At 39.0% G+C, this 16,444-nt stretch carries 16 protein-coding genes and 2 tRNA genes; all 18 read right to left on the minus strand.

The window, feature by feature from the left end:
* Positions 1-100: 100 nt before the first annotated feature.
* The gene (rlmH, locus tag NSQ84_RS18045; protein ID WP_130158231.1) at positions 101-580 is read right to left on the minus strand and encodes a 23S rRNA (pseudouridine(1915)-N(3))-methyltransferase RlmH; all 480 of its coding nucleotides are present in this window, start codon (positions 578-580) and stop codon (positions 101-103) included.
* A gap of 125 nt (positions 581-705) precedes the next feature.
* Positions 706-861 carry a CxxH/CxxC protein gene (locus NSQ84_RS18050; protein WP_130158229.1) on the minus strand — a complete coding sequence of 52 codons (156 nt, stop codon included), beginning with the start codon at positions 859-861 and terminating at the stop codon, positions 706-708.
* Between the two features lie 57 nt (positions 862-918).
* Positions 919-2,142, minus strand: a complete 1,224-nt coding sequence (locus NSQ84_RS18055) for a S1C family serine protease (RefSeq protein WP_130158227.1) — start codon at positions 2,140-2,142, stop codon at positions 919-921.
* Positions 2,143-2,262: 120 nt separating this feature from the next.
* On the minus strand, positions 2,263-3,057 hold the full coding sequence (locus tag NSQ84_RS18060; protein ID WP_130158225.1) for an MBL fold metallo-hydrolase: 795 nt from the start codon (positions 3,055-3,057) through the stop codon (positions 2,263-2,265).
* Between the two features lie 9 nt (positions 3,058-3,066).
* Positions 3,067-3,882 carry a two-component system regulatory protein YycI gene (gene yycI, locus NSQ84_RS18065; RefSeq protein ID WP_094244808.1) on the minus strand — a complete coding sequence of 272 codons (816 nt, stop codon included), beginning with the start codon at positions 3,880-3,882 and terminating at the stop codon, positions 3,067-3,069.
* Complete coding sequence (gene yycH / locus NSQ84_RS18070; protein WP_130158223.1) at positions 3,869-5,212, minus strand: two-component system activity regulator YycH; 1,344 nt, start codon at positions 5,210-5,212, stop codon at positions 3,869-3,871. The genes yycI and yycH overlap by 14 nt, the downstream gene beginning before the upstream one ends.
* Positions 5,209-7,041: a cell wall metabolism sensor histidine kinase WalK gene (gene walK, locus NSQ84_RS18075; protein WP_311066706.1), complete on the minus strand. Its 1,833-nt coding sequence runs from the start codon at positions 7,039-7,041 to the stop codon at positions 5,209-5,211. The genes yycH and walK overlap by 4 nt, the downstream gene beginning before the upstream one ends.
* 2 nt (positions 7,042-7,043) lie before the next feature.
* Complete coding sequence (yycF, locus tag NSQ84_RS18080) at positions 7,044-7,757, minus strand: response regulator YycF (RefSeq protein ID WP_063387767.1); 714 nt, start codon at positions 7,755-7,757, stop codon at positions 7,044-7,046.
* A gap of 309 nt (positions 7,758-8,066) precedes the next feature.
* Positions 8,067-8,139, minus strand: a tRNA-Phe gene (locus NSQ84_RS18085).
* A 104-nt stretch (positions 8,140-8,243) separates the two neighbouring features.
* A tRNA-Lys gene (locus tag NSQ84_RS18090) sits at positions 8,244-8,319 on the minus strand.
* Positions 8,320-8,838: 519 nt separating this feature from the next.
* A complete protein-coding gene (locus tag NSQ84_RS18095; RefSeq protein WP_130158163.1) occupies positions 8,839-10,131 on the minus strand; it encodes an adenylosuccinate synthase in 1,293 nt (430 codons plus the stop codon).
* A gap of 155 nt (positions 10,132-10,286) precedes the next feature.
* On the minus strand, positions 10,287-11,657 hold the full coding sequence (dnaB, locus tag NSQ84_RS18100; RefSeq protein ID WP_130158161.1) for a replicative DNA helicase: 1,371 nt from the start codon (positions 11,655-11,657) through the stop codon (positions 10,287-10,289).
* Between the two features lie 114 nt (positions 11,658-11,771).
* A complete protein-coding gene (gene rplI / locus NSQ84_RS18105; protein WP_063387764.1) occupies positions 11,772-12,218 on the minus strand; it encodes a 50S ribosomal protein L9 in 447 nt (148 codons plus the stop codon).
* Positions 12,215-14,191, minus strand: coding sequence for a DHH family phosphoesterase (locus tag NSQ84_RS18110; protein WP_063387763.1), 1,977 nt, complete (start codon positions 14,189-14,191; stop codon positions 12,215-12,217). Before NSQ84_RS18110 ends, rplI begins: the two co-directional genes overlap by 4 nt.
* 36 nt (positions 14,192-14,227) lie before the next feature.
* On the minus strand, positions 14,228-15,154 hold the full coding sequence (locus NSQ84_RS18115; protein WP_066251762.1) for a YybS family protein: 927 nt from the start codon (positions 15,152-15,154) through the stop codon (positions 14,228-14,230).
* Between the two features lie 126 nt (positions 15,155-15,280).
* A complete protein-coding gene (gene rpsR / locus NSQ84_RS18120) occupies positions 15,281-15,517 on the minus strand; it encodes a 30S ribosomal protein S18 (protein ID WP_044748995.1) in 237 nt (78 codons plus the stop codon).
* A gap of 43 nt (positions 15,518-15,560) precedes the next feature.
* Positions 15,561-16,058, minus strand: a complete 498-nt coding sequence (ssb, locus tag NSQ84_RS18125; RefSeq protein WP_063387761.1) for a single-stranded DNA-binding protein — start codon at positions 16,056-16,058, stop codon at positions 15,561-15,563.
* A 66-nt stretch (positions 16,059-16,124) separates the two neighbouring features.
* Positions 16,125-16,412 carry a 30S ribosomal protein S6 gene (gene rpsF / locus NSQ84_RS18130; protein ID WP_063387760.1) on the minus strand — a complete coding sequence of 96 codons (288 nt, stop codon included), beginning with the start codon at positions 16,410-16,412 and terminating at the stop codon, positions 16,125-16,127.
* Positions 16,413-16,444: the final 32 nt, after the last annotated feature.

Genomic DNA, 16,444 nt, shown 5'->3' on the forward strand with positions numbered 1-16,444 from the left:
ATAAAGGATATCCTTGATAAATCGGTACTATATGTCTGTTATTTTACTATTTTCGCCAACCATTTTTTATCAAGCACAACTTCAACTTTCTGCTTTACCACTATTTGTGGTACGGTTCTCCCCTATTTATGCGAAAAGCACGGTAGATTTGTTCGAGCAAAATGAGACGCATGAGCTGGTGAGGGAAGGTCATTTTGGAAAAGGAGAGGGCTTCGTCCGCCCGTTTCATTACCTCTTTACTTAAGCCGAGAGAGCCTCCGATTAGAAAGGCGATTTTGCTTTTTCCGTATGTGGCCAGTTTATCTATACTATGTGCGAACTCTTCCGAGGATTTCATCTTGCCTTCAATGGCAAGGGCGATGACGTATGCATCGGACGGGATTTTGGCTAAAATTCGTTCGCCTTCTTTGTTTTTGATTAGTTCCATTTCCTGCGGGCTTATTTGTTCAGGAGCCTTTTCATCAGGAAGTTCAATGATGTCAACTTTTGCGTACGATGAAAGACGCTTTAAATATTCGTCGATTCCCTGCTTTAAATATTTTTCCTTCAGCTTCCCAATCGCTATAATTTGAATGTTCAACTTTCATATTTCCCCTTTTTTATTTTATCAACATGTTGATAACTATTTCCCACACAAAATAACAAATATTCCACAGATTTTATCCACAATTGTGGATGAACACCTCTATATTTCGTGCCCGAAAATCAGTTCCCAACTATATATACTGCGGTTTTTTTGCACAATTCACAGGTTGTGGATAAGCTGTGATTAAATTTAATTTTTTGAATATTTGGTGCTGTTTCATACTGGTCTACATACATGTCGATTGCTAAATCAATATGATCCTCGCAGCAATACATTTATAATCCTCCTACCCCATAATGAAAACAGGAAAGCTGATTCCGCCTTCCTGTTCTTTAAAAAGATTTTTGTTCAACGAGCTTCAGCTTCACTGTTTTCAACTCGCCATTTCGATAGAATTTTACTTCCACTGTGCTTCCAACCTTTTGGCTGTATAGCTGCTTTCGAAGCTGGAGAACATTTTCAACCTTTTTCCCAGCAAGCTCTATAATTACGTCCTTCTCTCTCAAACCTGCGCGTTGAGCTGGCGACATCGGCTCAACACTCATCACAATCACGCCGTTTTTAACGCCCTTTGGCAAATTTAATGCCTCTTCCCAATAATAGCTTGGGATGTCTTCAAGAGACTGAAGACCGATTCCCATATATGGACGCTTCACTTCGCCGAATTTTTCAAGATCATTAATAATCGGAATTGCAATGTTAATTGGGATAGACAGTCCGATTCCTTCCACCGCGGATTCAGCAATTTTCATGGAATTAATTCCAATTACTTTCCCGTCTAAATTCACAAGTGCTCCGCCGCTGTTTCCTGGATTAATCGCGGCATCCGTCTGCAGCACTTCCGCCTGCCAATCCACTGTTCCGTTTTCATCAATATCAACAGGAATGGTCCGTTCTGTTCCAGAAATAATCCCTTGTGTAACAGACCCAGCAAATTGCAAGCCGAGCGGGTTTCCGATTGCCAACACCGGCTCACCCGGTTTGACTGTGTCCGAATTGCCGAATTCAGCAACCTTCTTAACATGCTTTGCATCCACAACCAATACTGCTAAATCCATCAGCTGATCACTGCCGACAAGTTCAGCGGGAATGCGTGTTTCGTCGTTTAATACAACTTCCAATTGATGCGCTCCGGCTACAACATGATGATTTGTTACAATATAGGCTTTATCGCCTTCCTTTTTGTAGATGACCCCTGATCCTGTTCCTGCTTCTCCCTCTTGTGTTTGATCCCAGAAGCTTACTTGCTGAATATTGACGACTCCGACAACCGCATCACTCACTTTATTAACTGCTTCTGTAACTGCTGAATTCACATTTACATTTACTGTTTTGACTGGCCCTTGGACATTTCCTGTTTCCCCTTCCTCATTTTGCTCTGGACTGATGTTCAGATTATATGGAAGAATATTGAATTGTGCTAATGCTGGAAGGGAGAAAATAACTAATAACGCGCCTAACACGGCTCCGATTAACCCAGCCAATAATGATCCGCCCCAGTTTCCCCTTTGTTTTCTGTTATTATACCGTTCAAAATCATCATCATAATATCCCATCGCCTCATCATTCCTTTCCGATGACGAATGATTTTATCTACATTATTATAGTATAACGCGAGCTGGCAGGAAAAATATATGACAACATTAACATACCCAACGATGGGGAAATTCAAACATTTAAACAGCTACGAGAGGCGTCGGTTTCTTTGGATCTGTATCATATAATTCAAATTGTTCTCCGACAACGAATCCTTTTTTCTCTAATACTTGCTGGACAGACATTCGTGCGAGCTCTTTCATATTATTTTCTTTACTTAAATGCGCCAAATAAATTCGTTTCGTCTTGTCGCCAATGACATCAGCCATAGCAAGTGCAGCATCTTCATTTGAAACATGTCCAACATCAGATAAAATTCTTCGTTTTACATTCCAAGGATACCGGCACATTCGCAGCATTTCTACGTCATGGTTGCTTTCAAAAATAAAAACATCTGCACCGCGTATGATCCCTTTCATTCTGTCGCTTACATATCCAGTATCAGTAATTAACGCTAGTTTTTTTCCACGGTGGTGAAACACAAAAAACATTGGTTCTGCTGCATCATGGGAAACGCCAAATGATTCAACCTCTAAACTTCCAAACGATTTCGTTTCGCCGATTTCAAAAGTAAACTTTTGTTCTAAATGAATTTCGCCGATTTCTCTCTCCATTGCTTTCCACGTTTTTTCATTCGCGAAAATCGGAATTTCGTATTTTCTCGCTAAAATTCCAAGTCCCTTGATGTGATCGCTATGCTCATGGGTGACTAATATACCGCTTAAATTTTTTATGTCCCGTTGAATTTCTTGAAACAAATTTTCCATTTGTTTACCACTTAATCCTGCATCGATTAACAGGGAATGTTCATCTGTTTCTACATAAATGGCATTCCCTGTGCTGCCGCTCGCAAGAACACTGAAATTAAGGCTCATTTCCTTCACTCACTCCAAATTATTATTCTCTTTCTCCGGTTTAATGACCTGACCTTCCAATGCATTCACATAATAATCTTCTGTTTTATTGACAACTACATGCCATGTCGGAGCCAAAATTTGCTGTTCCGACAGCGGGTATTGTGTGTAATATCCGTATTCTACATCGGTTACTTTACTGTTAGATTTCAAATCATTTTTTTCATAAAGAGCTTCCAATGCTTTAATCGCAGGCAATATTTCCTGCTTCTCCAATTCTTTTATATCTTCTAGCAATGTTTGCTGATAAGACACAATTTCATTTTTATCATTTAAATAAAAGACAATCATACCGATTCCATCACTTACATCTTGAAAAATAATTTTTCCTTTGTATTCCTGCAGACAAATAATTTCCCTTGTTTCTTTGCTGTAGCGCCAAAACTTGTATTGACTGCCCGCAATGATTTGTGTTGTTAAAATTTGCTTGATCTTATTTTCGATACTTTCTCCTACAATTGGAATCGGTTTGTCAAAACTCATCCGAAGCTTTGTTACCGAACGAGTCAACTCCTCATCAGGCAGCATCGGCTTTTGATTTTTCAGTTGTTCAATTTCTTCTTCCTTAAATATTTTGCTTTCTGCCGTTATATAAGAACCTTCTATTACTTCTTTTGGAAGCTTCCCAAATTGTATATTTTCCGCTGCAAACTGCTCTTCAATCGTCGTTTTCGTGATCATATCATATTTGGAGCTTTTGATTTTTTCAACATACTGAAAAGCTAAATAAATATCAAGGATCAGGAAGGCAATAATAAACACCGTTTTCGTTTTACTCCAATCCAATACCTTCCCCTCCTTTACCCGCTTTTTTCACATTCAGCCTTTGATATTTATCGTTTTCGAGTTCAATGCACCATATCGGCTCCAAATTTACGATATTTTGCCGTGACGACTGTTGTATGTCATAAGCGGGAAAAATACGTTTTATTTTGTCGGCTTCAATGCTTGGATTATCTTTAATAGCTTCAATTATATCTGCTGCTCCAGGTAAAGTCGTTTTATCTTCCCGGATAAAATCATCCAAATAAAATAACGGACGCTGATATAAGGCAATATCATTCTTTCCCCAGCTTTGCATAATCGTCGTGATCGAATAATGCGAATCGCTGAACGAAAATACTGGCAAATTTCGAACCGTTAGACGAAAATAAATTTTCTGTTCTTGATCCGTTTTTTCGAAGCGATAATCATTTAATCCTGACAGCCAACCGCCATGTTTGTTCAAAAAATCAATGCTCTGCAAGATCAATTTTCCTTTTTCCGTCGTTAAAGACTGGTCAATTGTCGGATTAACGTAAACAACCCTTTCTTTATCTTCGTTGATGACAAGCTGACGGGAGCTGTCTGTATACACAAATTCGGAAGCATTGACATCCCGTTTTACATAACTTGGATCACTAAACAATGCATTTTTAAACTGCTCACCGCTCATTGATTTTGTAAAATATTGAAGGCGATGAATCGGAAACGGCTTTTCAGGCAAAAATAATCCGTTCCAAAACACGTAGCTTTCAAAGCTTTCTTTTTCTTTATACACTTCCGTCCACAAATTGCTTAAAGCGGTTTTCACCTGTGCTTCTACAACATATTTATGCTCGTAGTCGACTAAATAAAGCTTTCGGTTCGCTTTCTCGTTTGTCAGAGGAATGTAAATCCGATCAAATTCTATATTGAAATCTTCTTCATCCGTCCAGTCGGTTATTGATAAGAGGGCTGACATCGGAATCGAGTCGTTAAAAATAACTTCAAAGTTAGGGGTTGAATTATGTATTTCCCTGTTTATCCATTGATTAAAACCATATTGCTTTTCAATCTCTCCAGAAATATTTTTGAATTCTTCTAGCTCCCACTGACGGATATCCTTCCAAATTCTTTCGATGACGATTTCGTCATAAGTTGCGTAATGTTTTATTTTTTCATGAATCATAATATGATCCGGCTGCACGACTTCATAAGGCTTTTTTGTTACATTGCTTAACGGGTTGTTTTCAATATAGTTGGAGTTCGAAATTTCCCCGTAGTTTGGCTGATATGTCCAAATATTCCAGGTGAAGAATAAACTTGTCAGCACTAAAAATGTTAAAATAATGGATTTTATCGTTTCCCGGTTCATAGCCAATCATCCTCTTGGTTCTGTTCATATGGCAATGTGAAAAATACAGTCGTGCCTTTTCCTTCTTCACTTTCCACCCAAATTTCTCCTCCGTGTGCTTCCACCATCTCTTTTGCAATTGCAAGACCTAGACCGGTTCCGCCCATTTTGCGTGATCTAGCCTTATCAACACGATAAAAACGTTCAAAAATTTTTTTCACACTTTCTTTCGGAATTCCAATGCCTTCATCTTTTACACTGACTTCAATATGGTCAACTTGTTCTTTTACTTGAAAAGAGATTTTTCCGCCTTCAGGAGAATATTTCAATGCATTGGAAATAATATTATCGAGCACTTGCGTAATTTTATCGGGTTCAATTTCTACATAAAGGCTTTTTTTCGGAATGTTTCGTACAAATGTGACATGCTGCTGCTTAGACATTTCAAAACGGTCAATAATTCTGTGGAAAAAGTCTGTGAAATTCACCATGTCTTTATTTAATTGATAATCTTTACTATCTAGTTTTGATAGCTGGAGCAAGTCATTAACCAGCCTAATCATCCGCTCCGTTTCGTTTTGCGTCACTTGTAAAAATTTTGGCGCGATCGTTTCGTCTTTCCAAGCCCCTTCCGCCAATGCTTCCAAATAACTGCGCATTGTAGTAAGCGGCGTCCGCAGCTCATGAGAAACGTTTGCGACAAATTCACGCCGCTCTTGGTTGATTCGTTCCTGCTCTGTTACATCGTAAACTACTGCAATCAATCCGTTAATATGATCTTCATCAATTTGTATCGTAGAAAAGCTGATTCGTAATATATACGGTTTTTCCTCTGTGCTGAAATCTAACAGCATCGGTTCTTGCTGGTTCACTAAATCTTCAAAAGTACATTCATCCGTTAAATCTAAAAGCTCCACAATTGATTTTCCTAAGGCTGTTTCACGTGAAACATTCAACATTTCATGGGCCGGATTGTTCATGACAATTACTTTTCCATGCCGATCTGTGGCTATGACACCTTCTGTCATATGAGTAATAATAGACGCCAGCTTTCTGCGCTCTTCTTCAGTTGTTTCCTGTGCTTCCTCCAATTTTTCCGTGAGATGATTGAATGTTAATGCAAGCTGTCCAATTTCATCTTCTCCATACACTTTTACTTTTCTGGAAAAATTCCCTTTTGCCAGCTCCAACGCTTGCCTTCTCATATCTGACAACGGACGGGTTATAGTGCGGGCAAGAAAAATTCCTAGCGCCGCGGTAATAAGAAGGGACATCCCTGTGCCTGTTGCAAAAATTTTGTTAATCGTCCGCAATTGTGAAAAAACTTCCTCCATTGAGGCAACGACATAAACAACGCCAATTGTTTCTCGTTTATAATCTGTGACGATCGGAGTCGCTGATACGTACATTCGATGCTTCGTTTGCGGATCAAGCAAAATATTGCTTTCAGGCGAACCGACGATTAAAGTCCGTTTAATCATATTTTCAGTTGTTCTTTTCCCGATCACATCTTTGTTGTAATCAGATGTCCCGATGACACGCGCATCTTGGTCCACTACGCGAACTTCATGAATTTCCTCCCGTTTAAAATCTTGCAAAATAGCAGATATCTCATCTTCCATATTCAATGATTCGTCCACTTCTTCATTCGTCATCGCTTGCTCAATCTGGTAAGCCAGCAAATCAATCCGCTGCGAAAGGGAAGATTTAAAATTTTCTATAAGAGAAGATTCCAATTCCTTAACGAAGTAAATACCGATGATTTGCATAGCCAAAATAATCAGAAGCACATAGATCAGCACAATTTTAAAATGTATCGAACGTAAAAAACTCACTCGACTGCTATACATGTTCACTGCTCCTGTTCAGGATTGCGCAAATAATAACCTACCCCTCTTCTTGTCACAATCCATATTGGATGGCTTGGGTTGTCTTCAATTTTTTCCCTAAGTCTTCTAACCGTGACATCTACAGTTCTGACGTCTCCGAAATAGTCATATCCCCAAACGGTTTGCAGCAAATGCTCTCGGGTCATGACCTGTCCAATGTGCTTCGCTAAATAGTGAAGCAATTCAAACTCACGATGAGTAAGCTCGATCGTTTCTCCCCGTTTTGAAACGACATATGCATCAGGATGAATAACGAGAGAGCCGATTTGAATTTCCGACTGTTCAGAAGCCGCTTCCCTTGCAGCATTTGTTTGCTGTCTTCGTAAATTTGCCTTTACCCTTGCCAAGAGCTCTCTTGTGCTGAATGGTTTTGTCACATAATCATCAGCACCAAGCTCCAGACCAAGCACTTTATCGATTTCTGAATCTTTCGCAGTCAACATAATAATCGGCATTTCATATTTTTTTCGAACTTCCCGGCACACTTCCATTCCATCCTTGCTGGGAAGCATAATATCTAACAATATCAAGTCAGGTTTAATTTCTTCCACCATTTCAATCGCGCTTGTTCCATCATAAGCACAGTATACATCAAAACCTTCTTTTTTAAGATTAAACTCTAATATATCTGCAATTGGTTTTTCGTCATCAACAACTAATATTTTTTTATTTTCCATCATTTTCTCCCCTTTTGATCTATTAACTTTACTTTACCACGATTACATTCATCTCATCATCAACTTTCAATACAAATGGAAAAAACAAGCAGAAAACCCCTAGCTATTGCTAGAGGTCTTAAATTCAATAGGTTTTGGAACTTAGAGTAAACCCCTGTAAATTCCTATCAAACCTATTATATCAATTTTTATCTTATTGTAACAGCTTGAGATGAGAAATCAAATTTCTATTTACAACCACAAATGTTACCAATTTTGGTTTAACTTACTTATAGCCAAAAATAGCACGGATAAACCGTGCGTATGAAGTGGCTCGGGACGGAATCGAACCGCCGACACAAGGATTTTCAGTCCTTTGCTCTACCGACTGAGCTACCGAGCCGTATAAAGTTTTCAAGAATGCGAACTCTTTTTCCCTCTCTCAAGCCTTTCATATATGTGGATTCTCGAATGTGAGGCAGCTTGTATAATATTTCTCGATTGTAATGGTGAGCCATGGAGGATTCGAACCTCCGACCCTCTGATTAAAAGTCAGATGCTCTACCGACTGAGCTAATGGCTCATAAAATTTTTTTTCTTCTAATCCATTTTTCATTTGTCAGATGTCCCTTCCTCTTCCGGCTTTTTCGAGGATGATGGATGCGTCGGGACAACTCGTCGCCTATTCGATGAAGCCTTGCTCGTTGCTCTACCGACTGAGCTAATGGCTCATAAAATTTTTTTTTCTTCTAATCCATTTTAAAATTTGTCAGATGTCCCTTCCTCTTCCGGCTTTTTCGAGGATGTTAGATGCGTCGGGACAACTCGTCGCCTATTCGATGAAGCCTTGCTCGTTGCTCTACCGACTGAGCTAATGGCTCATAAAAAAATTTTTTCTATCTAACCCATTTTAAAATTTGTCAGATGTCCCTTCCTCTTCTAGCTTTTTCGAGGATGATGGATGCATTGTGCGAACAGTTCGGAGCCAATACGCTCATTTTTCTCAAGACGTGTATAATAATATCATTTCTAGAGGGACAAAACAACGATTTTTTTTAATTTCACAAAAAAAAAGAGGGAACAGCCGATCCCTCCAAGTTTATTATATTGGACTGTATACACTGCGGACAACATTTGTTTGTGAACGATCTGGACCAACTGAAAAGATGGAAAGTGGGATACCTGTTAACTGGGAAATCCGTTCAACATAATGGCGTGCATTGTCAGGAAGATCGTCCAAGCTTTTTGCCCCCGTAATGTCTTCCTTCCAACCCGGCAATTCCTCATAGACAGGTTCGCACTGTGCAAGTACTTTTAAACTTGCTGGAAATTCTTCTAAAATTTCACCTTTGTATCTGTAGGCGATGCATATTTTTAATGTTTCGATTCCTGTCAATACATCGATGGAATTTAAAGATAAATCAGTTATTCCACTTACCCGGCGCGCATGGCGAACAACAACGCTGTCAAACCAGCCCACTCGACGCGGACGTCCTGTTGTTGTGCCATATTCCCGTCCAACTTCACGAATTTGATCGCCAATTTCATCGTGGAGCTCTGTCGGAAACGGACCGTCTCCTACACGAGTTGTATAAGCTTTTGATACGCCGACAACATGTTTAATTTTCGTAGGACCTACACCTGCTCCAATTGTCACACCGCCTGCTACTGGATTGGAAGATGTAACAAAAGGATATGTACCTTGATCGATATCAAGCATAACACCTTGAGCGCCTTCAAATAAAACACGGCGTCCTTCATCAAGCGCGTCGTTCAGCACAACAGATGTGTCGCATACATATTGTTTGATTTGTTGGCCGTACTCGTAGTATTCATTTAAAATCTCTTCCAGTTTAAACCCTTCAACTTCGTATACTTTTTCAAACAGGCGATTTTTTTCTTCTAAATTTCTTCTCAATTTTTCTTCAAAGACTTCACGATCCAATAAATCGGCGATGCGGATGCCAATACGGGCTGCTTTATCCATATAGGCTGGACCTATTCCTTTTTTCGTCGTCCCGATCTTGTTGGCTCCTTTTCGTTCTTCTTCCACTTCATCCAATTTTAAATGATAAGGCAAAATGACGTGAGCGCGGTTGGAAATTCGCAGATTATTTGTTTGAATTCCCCGTTTATGCAAACCGTTCAACTCTTCTACCAGCGCTTTAGGATCGACAACCATTCCGTTTCCGATGACACAAATTTTATCTTGATAAAAAATACCGGATGGGATTAAATGCAGTTTATATGTTTCACCGTTAAATTTGATTGTATGGCCAGCATTGTTTCCACCTTGGTAACGGGCGATCACTTCCGCATTTTGAGAAAGGAAATCGGTTATTTTCCCTTTTCCTTCATCCCCCCATTGTGTACCAACAACAACAACTGATGACATGTGTGCACCTCCGTGTTCACCAAAAATCCAATACAAAGAAACAAGTTTATTCTACCAATTGTAGCAAGTAGAGTCAATAAAATCCGAACGTTCACTTTATTATTAAATATTTTGTTCGTGTTATATAAGATGCTTACAAAAAAACAACTGCCTCATCAAGAGACAGCAGGAGGAATATGATCGTCTTCATATCTCCTTTCAAGATTTACAAATTTATTATATTCTTTTACAAATGCAAGCTGAACAGTTCCTACAGGGCCGTTCCGCTGCTTGGCTATAATGATTTCAATAATATTTTTGTTTTCTGATTCCGTATTGTAGTAATCATCTCTGTATAAAAAGGCGACGATATCTGCATCCTGCTCAATACTACCGGACTCCCGAATATCTGACATCATCGGACGTTTATCCTGACGCTGCTCGACGCTTCGTGATAGCTGGGATAATGCGATGACCGGCACTTCCAATTCACGTGCCAAAGCCTTAAGAGATCTTGATATTTCCGAAACTTCCTGCTGGCGGTTTTCCCGATTCCGCCCGCTTCCTTGAATTAATTGCAAATAATCTATGATAATTAAACCAAGGCCCTTTTCCTGTTTTAACCGTCTGCATTTGGCGCGAATATCACTCACTCTTATGCCAGGTGTATCATCAATATAAATGCCGGCATTTGATAAACTCCCCATTGCCATCGTCAACTTTCCCCAATCATCCGGGGTTAAATTTCCCGTTCGCAAATTTTGGGCATCTATGTTTCCTTCTGCGCAAAGCATACGCATGACAAGCTGTTCCGCACCCATTTCCAAGCTAAAAATCGCTACATTTTCGTCCGTTTTCGTCGCAACATTTTGAGCGATGTTTAAGGCAAATGCAGTTTTACCGACAGACGGGCGGGCCGCTACGATAATTAAATCATTTTGCTGAAAGCCGGCCGTCATACGATCCAATTCGGAAAAGCCTGTAGGAATTCCTGTAATTTCCCCTTTGCGATTGTGGAGCATTTCAATTTTATCGTATGTTCGAACAAGAATATCTTTAATGTTTTGAAACAATCCGGCTTTTCTCCGCTGCGCCACTTCCATGATGCTTTTTTCGGCTTCTGTTAAAAGTGTTTCCACATCGTCTTCCCGATTATAGCCTTCTTGAGCTATAGCCGTTGCTGTTCGTATAAGTCTTCTCAATATCGATTTTTCTTCAACAATTTTCGCATAATATTCGATATTTGCTGCTGTAGGAACGGATCCCGCTAAATCGCTTAAATAAGAAACCCCGCCAACCTCTTCCAAAATTTTCGCATCCGCCAAGTCTTTTGTCACAGTTACTAAATCGACGGGCTCTCCTTTTTCCGAAAGCCTCAACATCGATTGAAAAATCTTTTGATGGCTGGATCGATAAAAATCTTCAGGAACTAATATTTCGGAAGCTAACATAAGCGCTTCAGGTTCTAAAAAAATTGCCCCAAGCACTGCCTGCTCTGCTTCTATATTTTGTGGTGGAATTCGATCACTGACCAGAAGATCATTCAAGATGATCACCGCCTTACCGTGGACACATAAATTTTTTCTCCAAAAAGTATAAAGAGAAATGTGGCATTACTTCAAGATCAACTTCTTTCCATAATACCACATTGCTCCTTGCCATTATTCTTCTGTAACATGTACCTTTAACGTCGCCGTCACTTCCGAATGAAGCTTAATCGGAACATTTGTATAGCCTAAAGAACGAATCGCATCTGGAAGATCAATCTTCCGTTTATCGATTTGAATATTATGTGCTTTTTTTAATTGATCAGCAATTTGTTTGCTTGTTACGGAACCAAATAATCTTCCGCCCTCACCGGCTTTCGCTTTTAATTCAACCGTGATTTTTTCAAGCTGTTCTTTTAATTTTTTTGCCTGCGCTAATTCTTCCGCTGCCTCTTTTTCTTCTTTTTTCTTTTGCGCTTCCAGCTGTTTTAAATTGGCACTCGTCGCTTCAACAGCCAAACCTTTTTTAAAAAGATAATTTTGGGCATAGCCGTCAGCTACATTTTTTACTTCACCTTTTTTCCCTTTCCCCTTTACATCTTGTAAAAAAATCACTTTCATTCTTCATTTCTCCCTTCTAAATATTGTTGAACAGCTTCTTTTAATCGTTTTTCTGCTTCATTTATCGTAACATGCTCCAGCTGGGTCGCGGCATTTGTTAAATGCCCTCCACCTCCAAGTGCTTCCATTATTAATTGAACATTAAAATCGCCCAATGATCTAGCACTAATACCGACTGTATGTTCATCACGCTTCGCAATGACAAACGACGCCAATACGCCGTTCATTGATAAAAGAGTGTCAGCTGCCTGAGCAATGATCACTTGATCGTAATATTCATCTTCTCGATCTGCTTTTGCTATTGCAACCCCATTATTCATAATCTCTGTGTTTTGAATGAACTTGGCACGTTGAACAAATTGTTGAATATCCTCTTTCAACAATTTTTGGACAAGGATTGTATCCGCTCCTTTTGATCGCAAATAAGACGCCGCATCGAATGTTCTAGAGCCTGTTCGAAGCGTGAAGCATTTTGTATCTACCGTAATACCTGCCAACAATGCAGTTGCCTCTATTGTACTCATTTTAAATTCTGCAGGCTGATATACTAAAATTTCCGTAACAAGTTCAGATGTAGATGATGCATAAGGTTCTATATAAACAAGCAGTGGATCTTGAATAAATTCTTCTCCCCTGCGATGATGGTCAATGACTACTACATGGTCAATTTCGCTCAGCAATTTTTGTTCAGCCACCATTGAAGGTTTATTCGTATCTAGAATCACGAGAAGAGAATGATCTGTTGCAATATTCAGGGCTTCATCCGGAGTGATGAATCTGGACCATAACTCAGCGTCCTTCTTTACTTCCTCCACAAGCTTTTGAAGTCCTTGGCCGAATTCTTCATGATTTACAACAATAAAACCTTCTTTATGATTGATTTGCGCCACCTTCAATATTCCAATTGCTGAACCAATTGAATCCATGTCAGGATTTTTATGACCCATAATAAATACTTTATCACTTTCACGAATGATTTCTTTTAATGCATGAGAAATCACTCGAGCTCTAACGCGTGTGCGTTTTTCGATCGGATTTGTTTGTCCGCCGTAAAATTTAACCTTGCCATTTCCCCGTTTAATAGCAACTTGGTCTCCTCCGCGGCCTAAAGCAAGATCTAGACTCGACTGCGCCAGATGCCCCAATTCAGACAGATCTTTAATGCCGGCTCCAATCCCGATGCTTAAGGTGAGAGAAACATTTTGAATAACCGCTTTTTCTCTGACTTCATCTAAAATAGAAAATTTCGTTTTTTCAAGCTCAGCCAAAATTTTTTCATTAAAAACCGCAATAAAACGTTCAGAGGAAACTCTTTTTAAAAAAATACCGTTATCGACTGCCCATTTATTTAATATGGATGTCACAAGACTGTTTAAATTGCTCCGCTTTTGATCGTCGAGCCCTTGTGCGATTTCATCATAATTATCTAAAAATATATAAGCTAAAACAATCCGTTCGCTTTCATACTGCTTTTTTAGTTCCGTGTGGTCCGTTTCATCAAAAAAATAAAGAAGCCTTTCTTCTTTTTTGACAATGACGCGAAATTTACGGTTTTGAAGAGTCACGATATCGGAATCTATCCCTTTTTGAAATAACACTTTTAATGTTTCAGAAATTTCGTCAAGAGGACGACCGACCAGCTTGTCGTTCTTAAAATATGAAGCTAAAAATGGATTGACCCATTCCACGGCAAATTGATCGTTGATAAGCATAATGCCAATCGGCATCTTCATAAAAACTTCATCGCCAGCTTTTTTCAAACGAAACGTTAAATCAGAAATAGAATGTTCCAATTCCAATTTCAATCGTTTAACAGCATAAAAGAAAAAAAACAACAGACAACCTGCAACGATTGCGCTAATACAGCCAATCACCCAATTATAAAATAACAGAAAACCGATCATTGCCGCTATTACGCCGATGAGTGCGTATAACGGGTAAAAGAATAAAGGTTTTTCAAAAAAACTCGGCATTTTATTCAGCTCCTTGCAAAAAGAACGAACCAAGGCCTAACGTATTTTTTCGCGGAGATTAAACCCTAAATCAATGATTCCCAATATTCGTACTGGATAAAGAAGAATTGGCAAAATAAATGTTCCAATTACAATTAATACCGGCACTGCTTTCGAAAGTTTTTTCACATGACAAAAATAAAAAATAAAGGAAAACCCTTGAATTAAAAGCACAGTCTGTAAAACAAACACAATATTGTAAAGCGCGATATTTAAGAAAGATTCTTTAGGCAAATTGATAAGCATAAGGAGAGTGGCGATTAAATAATACCAAATAATACTTTTTGGAAATTTCCAGTCGCGGAAAGGGGTGATTGTTCCAACATTCAATTTTAATCTTTTTATAATTCCAATGTTCAATATATGTATAATCACGGCTAACATAAATGACACAATGACAAACATGCTCGGAAGCAAGTTCATTAATAAATCAAACTGCTCGTTCATTTGCTCCATCATTGTTTTTTTCATTTCTTCATCCATTGAAGGGAATGCGGCTAATGTTTCCCTTACTGAAGACTTGGTTTGTTGTATAACATCACTAAAAAGATCAACGCCCAAAAAAACAATTGATAACGCATAATCAAGAACGAAATTGATGAGCAATGAAATGGTGCCGCCTATTAACGCAAACAGCTGCCGTTTTTGACGATAAAAGTATGCCATTATGATACCTGTCACACTGAACATGAGCCCAATCGGCAGCGAAACGATGGAGCCGACCAAAAATGTCATCACGATTGATGCTAATAATAAAACAAAAGACTGCTTGATTCCGTGGCGGATACCGAAAATAATAAACGGCGTCGAAAGGAAAAATATTGATATAACGCTTAATATCGGAACATATAAAGTAATTAATAGAAAAACGGTATAAATAGCAACGAATATAGCACCTTCTGTTAAAACATTCGTACGTTTCACAGACTCACCTCAATCAAGACTCATACCATTATTTTAATCTAGACTTTTTAAACAATCAAATCATGGTTTCATTTAACGGACAAGAAAAAAGCAACAAGGGATTCACCTTGCTGCCTTTGAAATTTCTTATTTATCATCTGCAACATAAGGAAGCAATGCCATTTGACGGGCCCGTTTAATGGCAACTGTTAATTTCCGTTGATATTTTGCACTCGTTCCTGTTACACGGCGAGGCAAAATTTTTCCGCGTTCAGAAATGAATTTTTTAAGCAAATCAACATCTTTGTAATCAATGTGCGTAATGCCGTTTGCTGTGAAATAGCACACTTTCCGGCGTTTACCGCGGCCTCTGCGTCCAGCCATTACAATTCCTCCCTTCTTTACATTTATCTAGGCGTACAATCGGTTAAAATGGTAAATCATCATCTGAAATATCAATCGGTTGTCCATCATTAGCAAATGGATCATCGTCAAAGTTTTGGTGGTTCTGATTATTCCGGTTTGGATCAAATGGTGCACCGCCATATGGATTTGCATTTCCTTGATTTCCTGCAAAAAATCCCGAATTATTCCCGACTGCGGCACTCTTCGGTTCTAAAAATTGAACACTGTCCGCCACAACCTCTGTTACAAATACTCTTCTTCCCGTTTGATCTTCATAGCTGCGTGTTTGAAGACGGCCATCAACACCCGCAAGGCTGCCTTTTTTTAAATAGTTGGCTACGTTTTCCGCAGGACGCCGCCAAACGACACAGTTGATAAAATCTGCTTCGCGTTCCCCTTGCTGATTTGTAAAATTTCGATTAACTGCCAATGTAAAGGTTGCAACGGCTACACCGCTGGGCGTGTATCGTAATTCGGGATCTCTTGTAAGCCGACCGACCAAAACGACACGATTCATCATTTCAGAACCACTCCTAAAATGTCTTTTAAGATGATATTACCATTTTAACACGTATATTGGAACAAATTACTCTTCTTCTTTAACAATGATATGACGTAAAATATCTTCATTGATTCTTGCCAAACGGTTAAATTCTTCAACCGCTTGAGGTGAAGCTTGAACGTTTAAAATCATGTAAATACCATCTCGGAAGTCTTTAATTTCATAAGCGAGACGGCGTTTTCCCCATTCCTTCACCTCTGTAATCTCCGCACCATTGTTCACAAGAATGCCGTTAAAACGCTCAACTAGCTCTTTTTTAGCATCCTCTTCAATATTTGGACGGATAATATACATAATTTCGTATTTTCTCATTCTCTTACACCTCCTTTTGGTCTTGACGGCCC

The organism is Aeribacillus sp. FSL K6-3256, from assembly GCF_037965805.1.
Classification (GTDB): domain Bacteria; phylum Bacillota; class Bacilli; order Bacillales; family Aeribacillaceae; genus Aeribacillus; species Aeribacillus composti.

What these genes read in the sequence shown, in the direction of transcription:
- NSQ84_RS18050 (WP_130158229.1), bottom strand. Translation starts at nt 861, where the DNA reads ATGTATTGCTGCGAGGATCATATTGATTTAGCAATCGACATGTATGTA.
- NSQ84_RS18055 (WP_130158227.1), bottom strand. Translation starts at nt 2,142, where the DNA reads ATGGGATATTATGATGATGATTTTGAACGGTATAATAACAGAAAACAA.
- NSQ84_RS18060 (WP_130158225.1), bottom strand. Translation starts at nt 3,057, where the DNA reads ATGAGCCTTAATTTCAGTGTTCTTGCGAGCGGCAGCACAGGGAATGCC.
- yycH (WP_130158223.1), bottom strand. Translation starts at nt 5,212, where the DNA reads ATGAACCGGGAAACGATAAAATCCATTATTTTAACATTTTTAGTGCTG.
- walK (WP_311066706.1), bottom strand. Translation starts at nt 7,041, where the DNA reads ATGTATAGCAGTCGAGTGAGTTTTTTACGTTCGATACATTTTAAAATT.
- yycF (WP_063387767.1), bottom strand. Translation starts at nt 7,757, where the DNA reads ATGGAAAATAAAAAAATATTAGTTGTTGATGACGAAAAACCAATTGCA.
- NSQ84_RS18095 (WP_130158163.1), bottom strand. Translation starts at nt 10,131, where the DNA reads ATGTCATCAGTTGTTGTTGTTGGTACACAATGGGGGGATGAAGGAAAA.
- rplI (WP_063387764.1), bottom strand. Translation starts at nt 12,218, where the DNA reads ATGAAAGTGATTTTTTTACAAGATGTAAAGGGGAAAGGGAAAAAAGGT.
- NSQ84_RS18110 (WP_063387763.1), bottom strand. Translation starts at nt 14,191, where the DNA reads ATGCCGAGTTTTTTTGAAAAACCTTTATTCTTTTACCCGTTATACGCA.
- rpsR (WP_044748995.1), bottom strand. Translation starts at nt 15,517, where the DNA reads ATGGCTGGACGCAGAGGCCGCGGTAAACGCCGGAAAGTGTGCTATTTC.
- ssb (WP_063387761.1), bottom strand. Translation starts at nt 16,058, where the DNA reads ATGATGAATCGTGTCGTTTTGGTCGGTCGGCTTACAAGAGATCCCGAA.
- rpsF (WP_063387760.1), bottom strand. Translation starts at nt 16,412, where the DNA reads ATGAGAAAATACGAAATTATGTATATTATCCGTCCAAATATTGAAGAG.